Source organism: Comamonas faecalis (genome assembly GCF_039538025.1).
Taxonomy (GTDB): Bacteria; Pseudomonadota; Gammaproteobacteria; order Burkholderiales; family Burkholderiaceae_C; genus Comamonas_C; species Comamonas_C faecalis.
Map to the genome: position 1 here is coordinate 113,071 of NZ_BAABBP010000010.1, position 12,872 is coordinate 125,942.

Below are 12,872 nucleotides of genomic sequence, written 5' to 3' on the forward strand. Positions count from 1 at the left end.
TCCTGCTTGGTGCTCAGTTTTTGTCGCCCATGAGGCCCGAGGGGCGCACCATGAGGACAAGCAACATCAGGGCAAAAGGAATCGTCGCGGCAATGCTGGACAGCTTGAGCGTGAGCAGTCCGCCCACCCGCTCGGCCCAGTCGCCCGCCCCCACCCAGGCCAGCGCGTCGGCCAGGCTGTAGTCCACGCCGACGGCGAGCGAGGTGATGACACCGATGAGCAGCGACGCCAGCATGGCGCCACCCATAGAGCCCAGGCCGCCGACAACGACGACGACGAAGACCATTACGCCCAGCTCCAGCGCCATGTTCGGGTTGGTGGTGTAGAACGCACCGGCCACGGCGCCAGCCAGGCCTGCGAGCGCCGCGCCCACGCCGAACACACCCATGAAGACCACCGGCACGTTGTGGCCCAGCGCCTCGGCCATGCGCGGCTTGTAGATGGCAGAGCGCACGACGATGCCCACGCGGGTGCGCGTCAGCAGCAGGTACACCAGCACGAACATGACGATGGCCACCGTCCCCATCAGGATGCGATAGGCCGGATAGTTGGAAGCGCCCAGGCGAAAGAGCGAGAAGTCCAGGCTCGCTGGAATCCGGTAGTCGACAGGGAAATTGCCGAAAAACAGCTTGACGAGCTCGGCAATGATGAAAGACAGGCCAAAGGTGAGCAGCAGTTCATGGGCGTGCCCGTAGTGGTGCACGCGACGCAAGAAATACTTTTCGACCACCACGCCAACCACGCCGACCAGGATGGGGGAAGCGACCAGCGCGCCCCAGAAGCCGAGGCTGTCCTGCAAGGCATAGGCAAAATATGCGCCCAGCATGTAGAACGACGCGTGCGCGAAATTGAGCACGCCCATCATTCCAAAGATGAGCGTCAGGCCGGCCGAGACCATGAACAGCAGCAATCCATAGATGACGCCGTTGAGCAGTGAAACGATCAGGTTCTCCATGATGGTGTTCCCGTAAGCAAACGCGCATGCAGCGGCCGCGCCTGGTAGCGGCAGGCATGTACAGAAGTGAAAGATAGGAAGGCGCCTCGCCCGCCTCCCTCACGGGAGGCCAGGGCTTGGCAGATCGCTCAGGAGGGGCGTTTCATCTTGCAGCTGGCCTGGGGCGGCACCGCTGCTTCCTCAGCCGTGAAGAGCTTGATGGTCTTGAAACCCATGTCGGTGTTGTCCGCCTTGTACCTGGCGTCCTTGGCGACCTTGGAAACCACGATGGGCAACAAAATCTGGTGATCGTCCGCGCGCATTTGCGACTCGCCCAGGGGCGAGTTGAACTTCGCCTTCTCCAGCGTCTTGGCAAAGGTATTGGTGTTGAGCTTGCCGCCCTCGGCCTTCACGTTCTTCAAAACCGATGCGACCATCTGCAGGCCAAACACCGTCTGCCCTTCCACGTACACCGGGTAGTGGCCGGTCTTGGACTTGTAGTCCTCGGCAAACTGCTCGCTTTGCGCGCCATTGGCGTCGGCATTGAAGGGATGGACGACATAGTTCCCCAGCGCTACGTCGCCCGCATTGGCGATATTGCCGGGCTGGTCAAGAAAAGTTGTGCCGAAACGCGCATTCAAGCCCGCCGCCTTGGACGCCTTCATCAGCAAAAGCAAGTCGTTGGACCAATTGCCCGTGAGCACCGTGTCGGCCTGCGATGCGATGATTTTGTTGACATAAGGGGCAAAGTCCTGGATCCGGTTGGTGTCGTGCAGCGTCTTCTCGACGACCTTGTAGCCACCCACCTCGGCATTGGCGACGATGGCCGCCTCCATGTCGTGGCCCCAGGAGTAATTCTGGTTGATCGAATACACCTTGGTACCCAGACCATGGTCGAGCTTCATGGCCCCGACCAACGCCTTGACACGCACCTGGGCGTTGGGGTTGAAGCGGAAATGATGGAAGTGGCAACGGTCACCGGTCAGCTCCAGCGCCTCGCCGCCCACATTGAGAAACACCACCTCCTTGCCCGGATTGCGCAGATTGAACTTGCGCACGTCTTCGGTGATCTGGCCGCTCACGGCCGACGATGAACCCTGGATGATGAGTTGCACGCCGTCGGCCAGCGCCGCCTTGACCTTGTCGGACGCGCCGGCGGGCCCGCCCTGGTTGTCATATTCGACCAACTGCACTGGCTCACCGTCCCAGCCGCCATCGGCGTTGATCTGATCGATGACGTAACGCGTGGCCGTCTTGAACATCAGGCCGGTCGATGCCTGCGAGCCCGAGAGAGTCTCCACCAGCCCAATTTTCAGCGGCGCCGCCTGGGCGCCCGCAGTCACCGCGACCAGGGCAGCCAGGGCAATGTGTTTTGCGCGAAAAGGTACGAACATAAGGTCTCCAAGGATGTAGCGGTAAAGGGACTCCAGTGAACAAGAGCGAGTAATTCATCCAATGATGTCTGACATGAATTGCATACTGGCCTGACAACTTAGTTTAGTAGTCGGACAGCATGAGAGCAAGCAAATAACATCCAATCAAGGGTAAACACCGACTGATGTTTGACCGGTTGGCTTGCCTGGAATCCACGGAGTCGAGTGGCTCCAGACCAATTTCATGATTTGGATTAGCATGTCTGACAACTTTCGCATTGGTTCACTATCGCTTTATGTCCACAGACCTCATGGCTGCCGCGCAAATGACCGCTTCCCCTCTATCGCAGGTAGACAGGCGCCTCCTGCCCGACGAAATCGCCGCCAGCATCAACGCCCGGGTGCAACGCGGCGAGCTGCAACCAGGCGATCGCCTACCGAGCGAGCGCGAGTTGTGCGAGCAGCATGGGGTCAGCCGTTCCGTTGTCCGCGAGGCGCTGTCGCAGCTCAAATCCGACGGCATCGTTGAAACGCGCCGCGGCAGCGGTGCCTACGTGCTCGAACGCGATCAGCGTCAGTCCTTTCGCATGCAGGACGTGGCTATCGACGAACGCGACAGCCTGGCGCTGGTGATGGAGCTGATCGTGACCGTCGAAGTCGCGGCCACCCGCCTGGCCGCCATGCGCCGCACCGAGCAGGATCTGAAAATGATCCGGCGCGCGCTGATCGGCATGGAATACGAAATCGCCAACGACCGCCTGGGCGACGAACAGGACTTCGCCTTCCACCAGGCCATCGTCGAGGCCACGCACAACCCGCACTTCATTGCCCTGAGCTCGCATCTGGAGCAAGGCGCGCGCCGTGTCATTCGCCAGGCTCGCACCAACACGCGCGACCGGCACACGACTTCGGTGGAAGCCGTGCAACAGGAGCACCAGGCCATCTACGACGCCATCAAAGAAGGAAGCCCCAAGGCGGCGGAGCGCGCCGCCTACGCGCATCTCGAAAATGCCGCCAAGCGCCTGGACATGTACCTCAAGAGCTGAGAGGGTGGGAGGCAATCCCCCATGCCCGCTTTGCACGCCAAAACACCACCACTCTTCGTTGCAAATACTCGCCATAGCTCGAGCTATGGCTGCGTTTTGCGTCTCGATTGGCAGCGTTTTGGCGCGCCTTTCAGGCACGGGTAATTTCCTCCCACCCTCTGAGAAGCTGCTCTTTCGCCCACCGATCCGAGCAAAGCCCAGCACGGGGAATAAAATGCCCGCATCTTCCGATTTACTGCCATTCAAGCGGCATCCCGCGGGATGCCGTTTTTCATTTCCCTGCGCACCATGAGCGACACCCCAGAACAACCCGGCCTGCAGTCCCTGTCCAAATCCTTTGAACCCGCCCAGCTCGAAGCCCACTGGGGCCCCGAGTGGGAGCGCCGCGGCTACGGCCGCGCCGGCGTGCGCGGCACGGGCCAACCCGATGCAGCAGCGCCGTCGTTCGCCATCCAGCTGCCGCCGCCCAACGTGACCGGCACGCTGCACATGGGCCACGCGTTCAACCAGACCATCATGGACAGCCTGACGCGCTACCACCGCATGAAGGGCTGCAACACGGCGTGGATCCCCGGCACCGACCACGCCGGCATCGCGACGCAGATCGTCGTCGAGCGCCAACTGCAAAGCGAAGGCACGAGCCGCCACGACCTGGGGCGCAAGAACTTCGTCGCCAAGGTGTGGGAGTGGAAGGAGCAGTCGGGCAACACCATCACCACGCAGATGCGCCGCCTGGGCGACACCGTGGACTGGAGCCGCGAGTACTTCACCATGGACGACAAGCTGTCCAAGGTGGTGACGGAAACCTTCGTCACGCTGTACGAGCAGGGCCTGATCTACCGCGGCAAGCGCCTGGTGAACTGGGATCCGGTGCTGCAGTCGGCCGTGTCCGACCTCGAAGTGGAGAACGAGGAAAAAGACGGTTCGCTGTGGCATATCGCCTACCCGCTGGCCGATGGAGCCGGCCAACTGGTGGTGGCCACCACCCGCCCCGAGACCATGCTGGGCGACGTGGCGGTGATGGTGCACCCCGAGGATGAGCGCTACGCGCACCTGATCGGCAAGATGGTCAAGCTGCCGCTGTGCGAGCGTGAGATCCCGGTGATTGCCGACGAATACGTCGACAAGGAATTCGGCACCGGCGTGGTCAAGGTCACGCCGGCGCACGACCAGAACGACTATGCGGTCGGTCAGCGCCACGGCCTGCCGATGATTTGCGTGCTGACGCTCACCGCCACCATCAACGACAACGCGCCCGAGAAATACCGCGGCCTGGATCGCTTTGCCGCGCGCAAGGCCGTGGTCGCCGACCTCGACGCCCTGGGCCTGCTGGTCGAGACCAAGAAACACAAGCTGATGGTGCCCATCTGCACCCGCACCGGCCAGGTGATTGAGCCCATGCTGACCGACCAGTGGTTCGTCGCCATGAACAAGGTGGGCGTGGGCGACGCCACGGGCAAATCGATTGCGCAAAAGGCGATTGACGCCGTGGCCAGCGGCCAGGTGAGCTTCGTACCCGAGAACTGGGTCAACACCTACAACCAGTGGATGAACAACATCCAGGACTGGTGCATCAGCCGCCAACTGTGGTGGGGCCACCAGATTCCGGCCTGGTACGACGAGGACGGCAAGGTGTATGTGGCCAAGAGCGAGCAAGAGGCCCAAGCGCAGGCCCCGGGCAAAACGCTCAAGCGCGACGAAGACGTGCTCGACACCTGGTATTCCAGCGCGCTGGTGCCGTTTTCCACCATGGGCTGGCCGCAGCAGGGCGACAGCGCCACCGATGATTACAACCTCTACCTGCCCAGCAGCGTGCTGGTCACGGGCTATGACATCATCTTTTTCTGGGTCGCCCGGATGATCATGATGAGCACGCACTTCACGGGCCGCGTGCCGTTCAAGCATGTCTACATCCACGGCTTGGTGCTCGACGCGCACGGCAAGAAGATGAGCAAATCGGAAGGCAACGTGCTCGACCCGGTGGATCTGATCGACGGCATCGAGCTCGAATCACTGCTGGACAAGCGCACCCAGGGCCTGCGCCGCCCCGAGACCGCGCCCACCGTGCGCAAGAACACGCAAAAGGAATTCCCCGACGGCATTCCGGCCTACGGCGCCGACGCGCTGCGCTTTACCTTTGCCGCGCTCGCCAGCCTGGGGCGCTCCATCAACTTCGACAGCAAGCGCTGCGAGGGTTACCGCAACTTCTGCAACAAGCTGTGGAACGCCAGCCGCTTCGTGCTGATGAACTGCGAGGGCTTTGACTGCGGCTTTGACGGCGATGGCAGCTGCAGCGAGGCCTATCTGCACTTCAGCCAGCCCGACCGCTGGATCGTCTCGCAGCTGCAAAAGGTGGAGGCGCAAGTGGCCCAGGGCTTTGCCGAATACCGCCTGGACAACGTCGCCAACACCCTCTACGACTTCGTCTGGAACGAGTTCTGCGACTGGTACCTGGAGATCGCCAAGGTGCAGATCCAGGCCGGCAGCGCCGCCCAGCAGCGCGCCACGCGGCGCACACTGATCCGCGTGCTCGAAGCCATCCTGCGCCTGGCCCACCCCATCATCCCGTTTGTGACCGAAGCGCTGTGGCAGGTGGTCGCGCCCGTGGCGCGCATCGAAGGCGCGTCCATCGCCATCGCCCCCTACCCCCAGGCGCAGCCGCAGAAGATCGACGAGGCGTCCATCGCCTACGTCGAGCGGCTCAAGCACATGGTCGACGCCTGCCGCCAGCTGCGCGGCGAGATGGGCGTCTCGCCCGCGCAGCGCCTGCCGCTGCTGGCGGTTGCCGACACGACAGAAGAAGCCGCCTTCCTGCGCGCCAACGCCGCCGTTCTGCAAAACCTGGCCAAACTCAGCGAGGTCAAGGTGTTCGACGACGCCGGCGCCTGGGCGAAAGAAGCGCAGAACGCCCCGGTCAGCGTGGTCGGCGACATGCGCCTGGCGCTGTTCGTCGAGATCGACGTGGCGGCCGAGAAGGCCCGCCTGGCCAAGGAGGCCACTCGTCTACAAGGCGAAATCGCCAAGGCCAACGCCAAGCTTGGCAACCAGGCCTTCGTCGCCAAGGCGCCGCCGGCCGTGATCGAGCAGGAGAAAAAACGCGTGGCCGACTTTGGCGCGACGCTGGCCCGCATCCAGGAACAGCTGACCCGCCTGGGCTGAATGGCTCAACTCCTTTCCCCCTCTGGGGAAAGGCCGGGATGGGGGCTGTCTGCACCGCCGCCGCTGCCCCCCACCCCACCCCTCTCCCACAGGGGGAGGGAGTAAAGACACCCAAAGAGAGGAATCCGCATGACAACCACCCGCGTTCGCAAGGCCGTCTTCCCCGTTGCAGGCCTGGGCACCCGCTTTCTGCCTGCCACCAAGGCGTCGCCCAAGGAGATGCTGCCCGTCGTGGATAAACCCCTGATCCAGTACGCCGTCGAAGAGGCGTATGAGGCTGGCATCCGCGACATGGTCTTCGTCACCGGCCGCAGCAAGCGCGCCATCGAGGATCATTTCGACACCTCCTACGAGCTGGAAAGCGAGCTGGAGGCCGCGGGCAAGAAGGAAATGCTGGAGCTGGTGCGCAGCGTCAGCCCTGACGACATGAACTGCCTGTTCGTGCGCCAGCCGCGTAGCCTGGGGCTGGGCCACGCGGTGCTGTGCGCCGAGCCGCTGGTGGGCAATGAGCCCTTTGCGGTGCTGCTGGCCGACGACCTGATGGTGGGCGAGAACGGCGGCCCCGGCGTGATGGCACAGATGACCGCCGCATTTGAGAAACAGGGCCGCTCGCTGCTGGCGGTGCAGGAGGTGCCTGCGGAGCACACCAAGCGCTACGGCATCGTCCGGGGCGAGGCGGCAGGCGGTCCGCTGCTGCGCGTCGATGAAATCGTCGAAAAGCCTGCTCCCGAGGTCGCACCGTCGCGCATGGGCGTGGCCGGCCGCTATGTGCTGACGCCGCGTATCTTCCAGGAGATCCGCAACCAGCCGCGCGGCGTGGGCGGAGAGATCCAGCTCACCGACGCCATTGCCCGCCTGATGACACACGAGGCCGTCTACGCCTTCCAGTACAGCGGCAAGCGCTACGACTGCGGCAGCAAGGAAGGCTTTCTGGAGGCGAGCGTGGAGCTTGCGCTGCAGCACCCGCAGGTGGGCGGGGCGTTTCGCGCCTATCTGCAGACGCTGGCGCTGTAAAAAAACCTACGTGCCGTCCCGCATGGACAGCACCGGCCCGAGCAACCGGCTGCCGTAGTCCGACGAGCGCTGGTACACCGCCAACCCGAACTCAGGCATCACCGTGATCAGGTGGTCGAAGACCGCGCTTTGCATCGCCTCGTGCTCCACCCAGACGGTGCTGGCGGTATAGCAGTACAGCTGCAGCGGAATGCCCATGGCCGTGGGCTCCAGCATGCGCACCAACAGGTGCATACCAGGCCCCTTGGCAATGCCCGGGTGGGCCCGCAGATAGGCCAGCGTGTAGGCGCTGAACACCGCCAGATTGCTCATCTCGCCGGCCAGCAGCGCACCCTGCGGCTGCTGCGCCTGCTGCTGCCAGAAGTCCTGCAACAGCGCCTGCCCGGCCAGGCTGGTGCGCTGCGCGTCGGTCAGCGGGCGCACCGTCGTCGCGTCGATGTGCAGCGCGCGCAGAATGCGCCGCCCGCCTGCGTCGAACATGCCGCGCCAGTTCTTGAAGCTCTCGCTCATCAGCTTCCAGGTCGGAATCGTGGAGATGGTCTTGTCCCAGTTCTGCACCTTGACGATGTTGAGCGTGATATCCACGACTGCTCCATTGGCTCCCTCCTTGGGCATCTCGATCCAGTCGCCCACGCGCAGCATGTCGTTGGACGCCAACTGCACGCCGGCGACGAAGGACAGAATCGTGTCCTTGAACACCAGCATCAGCACCGCCGACATGGCGCCCAGGCCCGACAGCAGCAGCACCGGCGAGCGATCCATCAGCGTCGCAGCGATCAGCAGCAACCCCACTACCCACGCCAGCAGCTTGCCCAGCTGCACATAGCTCTTGATGGACAGGTCGCGTGCATCCGCACGGCCCTCGCCGCGCTCGTGAAAGGCGTTGAGCTCCTGAAGCAAGGCGCAGACGGCACGCACCAAGTGGTAAATCGTGAACGATACCGCCAGGTTGTGCAGCGCCGTCGACAGGCCAAGCGGCAGGTACTCCACCCAACGCAGTCCCAGTTGCACCACCACCGAGGGGGTTGCCTTGGCCAGGTGCACCAGCACCGGGTCATGCAGCAGGACTTGCGCCCACCCCTTGGGCAACCCCAGCCGCCACCCGCGCACCGCGTGCAGCAGCAGCACCCGTGCCAGCACGCCCGATGCCATGGCAACCAGCGCCAGGGCCAGCAACTCCACGCCGACCTTGGCCCAGGGCTGCAGGTTCTCCAAAAACGCCAACACGACTCCCACGCACGCTCCTCAGTTTCTCGGTCGCGCCTGTGCAGGCCCTGCTGCCTGGAGCAGAACCATCAACGCCGACGCAGGATGTGAATGAGCTCCTCGCCCACGGTCTGCTGTTCGACCAACGCGTGCCCCGTTTGCTTGGTGAAGGCCTGAAAGTCGCGCAGCGATCCCTTGTCGGTGCACACCACCTTCAACAGCTGGCCGCTTTGCATGTCGGCCAGCGCCTTCTTGGCGCGCAGGATGGGCAGCGGGCAGTTCAATCCACGCGCATCGACTTCCTTGTCCACGTCCATGCTCAGTCCTTGGGCAGGCCGCGCCTGCGCTCTTCGTTTTCCTCGGCGGTGAAGAATACCGGCTCGTGTCCGCGCGTGCGCAGCCAGTCGGCCAGCGCGTAGCCGGTGCCCGCCGGCCAGCACTTGAGCTCGTGCAGGTCGTACAGGCGCCAGTCGACCAGCTCGGGCGACAGTCGCACCTCGCCGGTGGCGACCACGTGGTAGGCAATGATTACCTGGTTCATGCGCAGGAATTCGTAGGCTCCGACCAGCGCGACCGACTGCGCATCCAGGTTGGTCTCTTCCTTGAGTTCGCGCGCAATGCCTTCCTGGGGCGACTCGCCCGCCTCCATGAAGCCGGTGATCAGCGCGAACATTTTCTGCGGCCACAGCGCGTTGCGTGCCAGCAGCACCTTGCCGTCGACCTCGACGATGGCGGCGAGCACCGGCGTCGGGTTGTTCCAGTGCGTCCAGCCGCAGGACGGGCAGCGCAAGCGCTCTTTCTCGCCGCCATCCTCCAGTTGCACGATGGGAGCCAGCGCCGTGGCGCAATGGGGACAGAAACGCGTCTGGTAATGCATGGGGGATGCGTGTTGTTTAAAAAAGGTGCGGCGCCTTTGCGGCGCGGCTCAGGCGGGAAAGACGCCGGTCGACAGGTAGCGATCGCCGCGGTCGCAGACCACGAAGACGATGGTCGCATGCTCTTCGCGCTGCGCAACCTGCTGCGCCACCCAGCAGGCGCCGGCCGAGGAGATACCGGCAAAAATCCCTTCTTCGCTGGCCATGCACCGCGCCATGTCCTCGGCGTCGTCCTGGCCCACCAACACCAGCTCGTCGACCAGCTCTGGCTCGTAGATCTTGGGCTGGTACTCCTCGGGCCACTTGCGGATGCCGGGAATGCGCGCGCCAGGCGCCGGCTGAGCGCCAATGATGCGCACCGCGGGATTTTTCTCGCGCAGATAGCGCGCCACGCCAGTGATGGTGCCGGTCGTTCCCATCGCGCTGACGAAGTGGGTGATGCGCCCGCCGGTCTGCTCCCAGATCTCGGGGCCTGTGGTCTCGTAGTGGATGCGCGGATTGTCGGCATTGGCGAACTGCTCGAGCACCACGCCCTTTCCCTGGGCCACCATCTGCTCGGCCAGGTCGCGCGCGTACTCCATGCCGCCGCTCTTGGGCGTCAGGATCAACTCTGCACCATAGGCGCGCATGGTCTGGGCGCGCTCGATCGACAGATCCTCGGGCATGATCAACACCATGCGATAGCCCTTGATGGCCGCGACCATGGCCAGCGCAATGCCGGTATTGCCCGAGGTGGCCTCGATCAACGTGTCGCCCGGCTTGATCTCGCCGCGCTCGTGCGCGCGCTCAATCATCGACAGCGCCGCCCTGTCCTTGACCGACCCCGCCGGGTTGCTGCCTTCGAGCTTGCACAAAACGACGTTGCCGTGCCGCGTATGCTCCTGCGCCCCCATGCGCTGCAGCCGCACCAGTGGCGTGCGGCCAATCGTGGCGTCGATCGTCGGATAGGAAATGGGTTGCGACAGCGCCGCCGGGTCACTCGATTGGGCTTTCATACGGCTGTACTGTGCCATAATTTGCGGCTTCACGAATGGCCTGGCCCGGGTGGTGAAATAGGTAGACGCAGGGGACTCAAAAATAGGGACTTCTACGTAGGTCTTGTTTGAGGCCACTGCCTGCCAAGCTGCATGGGACAAGGGATTGAGTGATAAATCGCTTCTTGATCGGGATGCCCGCATTTCGAGCCAGGAGCCAACTAGGAGCCAGGACGATGCAAGCTGGCTCCCAGTGAGGAGTAGGTAGTTGAAGTAGCATCGTGCGTCATGCCCGAGTGGTGAAATTGGTAGACGCAGGGGACTCAGACCAAATTTGAGCCCTCCGGGGGAAACCCCAGAGGTGAAGCCCGTCAAACTCGGCGAAGGCCCTGGACGCAAGTCCGAGCTAATACCGAGCCAAGCCCTGGAGCCGAAAGGTTCCTCGGAAGGTGTAGAGAGCAGACGGCGGGCACCTACGGCCGAAAGGCTATGGTGAAGGCGTGCTCCAGCCCACGAACGCCGTTTCTTCGGAGACGGCGGCGGCGAAAGCCGAAGTGGGAAGAAAATCCCCCGCCGCAAGGCGTGCCGGTTCGATTCCGGCCTCGGGCACCAATTCGGAAGCCACCCCTGTTCACGCAGGGGTGGCTTTTTCGTTCTTGGCGGGTGTTAATACGCAGATGACCAAAAACCAATAAAAACAACAACTTATGATGTTTTTTGGGACTGCAGAAAGAAAATTAGGCGCCTGCCCTTGATACTGAGCGGACGACCTACAGAACCATCTCGGCTCCGTGGGCAGTAAGCCATTCGGCATGTCTGGCCCAGTCCGGCATTTCAGCCGCTACCGCCCGCCAGAATTGGGGAGAGTGATTTTTGTGGCGCAGGTGAGCGAGTTCGTGGACTACCAAATAGCGGAGTACCTCCACTGGGGCTGCCATGGCTTTCCAGTTGAAATTCAGGTTTCCCTTGTCTGAGCAAGAGCCCCAGCGGAGTCCAAGTTCTTGGACCCGCACCGTTCCAGGCGAAAGACCCATGCTCCGGGCATGCTGCTGAACAAGCTCGGGAAGCTTTTTCAAGCCCTCCGTCCGGAAGTAGCTTTTAAGCAGTTCCTCGGCCTGTGCCCTATCGGCACTTCGCATCACAAGAAGGTCCCCCTCTTTTTGCACCCCTCGACCCGCCTCCGCTCGAAAATCCAAGCGATGAGGCTGCCCTAGCAGATATACCGTTTCCCCGGAAACGAACTCACGACCAGGTTGCAGGGGGTTCAGGGCAGCCCATCGGGCCTGTGCTCTATAAATCCACTTCCGCTTAGCGTCAACCACGGCCTTGATGCGCTCAAGTGCTTCCGTCAGGGGGGCTCGAACAAGCACAGAGCCATCTCGCTCAACATAGAGCCCGATGGTTTTGCGGTTCGAGCGCTCAACAGTGAAAGAAATCGGCGTTTCCTGCATGGCCCCGATTGTCCGCCGTCTTACGGGGCCAGCAGGTCGTTGGTGCGTGCTTTGGCTAGCATGACGAGGTCTCGCGCCCAGGGTTCTGCGTTGGAGAGCGCGATATCGACACCGGTGTACAGGAGTCGGTTGGTCACCTCACCTTGTAACCCACTCACTTTTACCGGGTTGTTCCAGAAACCAGGCGCCTGGAGCTCTTCGAGGAAAAGTGGCACCAAGTCGTTGCAGAGGGACTTGAGGTTGGCAGTTTCCGCCGCAGTCAGCTTGGTTCCATCAGGAACCTTCACGACAAGCGCGCGGTAAAAGGGCGATGCTTTCGCGGTAACCTCGTCTTCGGCGGTCGGCTTTTTGGTCTTGGCCTCATCCACGAGCAGGCTGAGCTGCTTGGCTTGCTCGTCCCAGTTGTCTTTGTACTTCTTAATGACCGCTTCGAGCTTTTCGGACAGCGGGCCATAAAACCCAGGGTCTTCGTCAAGATGCACGGTGAACCGCCCCGGGTTTTGAGGAGGCTCCAACACTTGAGAAGATGGAGCTATGACCAAGTCAAACAAGTTCTCACCCGAGGTCCGCGAGCGCGCCGTGCGCATGGTGCAGGAGCATCGAGCCGACTACCCATCGCTGTGGGCAGCCATTGAATCGATTGCCCCCAAGATTGGCTGTGTGCCGCAGACCCTCCACGAATGGGTCAAGAAGGCCGAGGTCGACAGCGGCCAGCGTGCCGGCACCACCAGTTCGGATGCCCAGCGCATCAAGGAACTGGAACGTGAGGTCAAAGAGCTGCGCCGGGCCAATGACATCCTGAAGACGGCCAGCGCGTTTTTTGCGCAGGCGGAGCTCGAC

General features: G+C 62.8%; 11 protein-coding genes and 1 pseudogene. 4 read left to right on the plus strand and 8 right to left on the minus strand.

The annotated features are described in order from the left end of the window. Positions 1–13: 13 nt before the first annotated feature. A complete protein-coding gene (locus ABD767_RS07730; RefSeq protein WP_103043752.1) occupies positions 14–955 on the minus strand; it encodes an ABC transporter permease subunit in 942 nt (313 codons plus the stop codon). 128 nt (positions 956–1,083) lie between these two features. Then, positions 1,084–2,328 (minus strand): ABC transporter substrate-binding protein, encoded by a 1,245-nt coding sequence (locus ABD767_RS07735; protein WP_103043753.1) that lies wholly within the window; start codon positions 2,326–2,328, stop codon positions 1,084–1,086. A 257-nt stretch (positions 2,329–2,585) separates the two neighbouring features. Here ABD767_RS07735 and ABD767_RS07740 point away from each other — a divergent pair, with 257 nt between their 5' ends. From ABD767_RS07740 to galU, 3 genes are all read left to right on the plus strand, one after another. Then, complete coding sequence (locus tag ABD767_RS07740; protein ID WP_344869094.1) at positions 2,586–3,353, plus strand: FadR/GntR family transcriptional regulator; 768 nt, start codon at positions 2,586–2,588, stop codon at positions 3,351–3,353. Positions 3,354–3,641: 288 nt separating this feature from the next. Continuing rightward, on the plus strand, positions 3,642–6,512 hold the full coding sequence (locus ABD767_RS07745) for a valine--tRNA ligase (RefSeq protein ID WP_103043765.1): 2,871 nt from the start codon (positions 3,642–3,644) through the stop codon (positions 6,510–6,512). A 129-nt stretch (positions 6,513–6,641) separates the two neighbouring features. Beyond that, positions 6,642–7,526: a UTP--glucose-1-phosphate uridylyltransferase GalU gene (galU, locus tag ABD767_RS07750; RefSeq protein ID WP_103043754.1), complete on the plus strand. Its 885-nt coding sequence runs from the start codon at positions 6,642–6,644 to the stop codon at positions 7,524–7,526. A 6-nt stretch (positions 7,527–7,532) separates the two neighbouring features. Here galU and ABD767_RS07755 read toward each other — a convergent pair whose 3' ends face one another. The 6 genes from ABD767_RS07755 to ABD767_RS07780 form a co-directional block, all read right to left on the minus strand. Further along, positions 7,533–8,678 carry a mechanosensitive ion channel domain-containing protein gene (locus tag ABD767_RS07755; RefSeq protein WP_103043766.1) on the minus strand — a complete coding sequence of 382 codons (1,146 nt, stop codon included), beginning with the start codon at positions 8,676–8,678 and terminating at the stop codon, positions 7,533–7,535. A 143-nt stretch (positions 8,679–8,821) separates the two neighbouring features. Further along, the gene (locus ABD767_RS07760; RefSeq protein ID WP_103043755.1) at positions 8,822–9,049 is read right to left on the minus strand and encodes a sulfurtransferase TusA family protein; all 228 of its coding nucleotides are present in this window, start codon (positions 9,047–9,049) and stop codon (positions 8,822–8,824) included. Between the two features lie 2 nt (positions 9,050–9,051). Then, positions 9,052–9,609: an NUDIX domain-containing protein gene (locus tag ABD767_RS07765; RefSeq protein WP_103043756.1), complete on the minus strand. Its 558-nt coding sequence runs from the start codon at positions 9,607–9,609 to the stop codon at positions 9,052–9,054. 48 nt (positions 9,610–9,657) lie between these two features. Next, positions 9,658–10,602 (minus strand): cysteine synthase CysM, encoded by a 945-nt coding sequence (gene cysM, locus ABD767_RS07770; protein WP_344869099.1) that lies wholly within the window; start codon positions 10,600–10,602, stop codon positions 9,658–9,660. 749 nt (positions 10,603–11,351) lie between these two features. Continuing rightward, on the minus strand, positions 11,352–12,032 hold the full coding sequence (locus tag ABD767_RS07775) for a M48 family metallopeptidase (protein WP_344869101.1): 681 nt from the start codon (positions 12,030–12,032) through the stop codon (positions 11,352–11,354). Positions 12,033–12,052: 20 nt separating this feature from the next. Further along, positions 12,053–12,514 (minus strand): hypothetical protein, encoded by a 462-nt coding sequence (locus tag ABD767_RS07780; RefSeq protein ID WP_344869103.1) that lies wholly within the window; start codon positions 12,512–12,514, stop codon positions 12,053–12,055. Positions 12,515–12,566: 52 nt separating this feature from the next. On the opposite strand from ABD767_RS07780, the pseudogene ABD767_RS07785 reads away from it, so the two are divergent. Continuing rightward, a pseudogene (locus ABD767_RS07785) lies at positions 12,567–12,872 on the plus strand (transposase); the annotation flags it as partial.

Bases quoted from the DNA above. Each gene is read 5' to 3' on its own strand.
- ABD767_RS07745 (WP_103043765.1), top strand. From the start codon at position 3,642: ATGAGCGACACCCCAGAACAACCCGGCCTGCAGTCCCTGTCCAAATCC.
- ABD767_RS07765 (WP_103043756.1), bottom strand. From the start codon at position 9,609: ATGCATTACCAGACGCGTTTCTGTCCCCATTGCGCCACGGCGCTGGCT.
- ABD767_RS07755 (WP_103043766.1), bottom strand. From the start codon at position 8,678: ATGGCATCGGGCGTGCTGGCACGGGTGCTGCTGCTGCACGCGGTGCGC.
- cysM (WP_344869099.1), bottom strand. From the start codon at position 10,602: ATGAAAGCCCAATCGAGTGACCCGGCGGCGCTGTCGCAACCCATTTCC.
- ABD767_RS07735 (WP_103043753.1), bottom strand. From the start codon at position 2,328: ATGTTCGTACCTTTTCGCGCAAAACACATTGCCCTGGCTGCCCTGGTC.
- galU (WP_103043754.1), top strand. From the start codon at position 6,642: ATGACAACCACCCGCGTTCGCAAGGCCGTCTTCCCCGTTGCAGGCCTG.
- ABD767_RS07730 (WP_103043752.1), bottom strand. From the start codon at position 955: ATGGAGAACCTGATCGTTTCACTGCTCAACGGCGTCATCTATGGATTG.
- ABD767_RS07760 (WP_103043755.1), bottom strand. From the start codon at position 9,049: ATGGACGTGGACAAGGAAGTCGATGCGCGTGGATTGAACTGCCCGCTG.
- ABD767_RS07775 (WP_344869101.1), bottom strand. From the start codon at position 12,032: ATGCAGGAAACGCCGATTTCTTTCACTGTTGAGCGCTCGAACCGCAAA.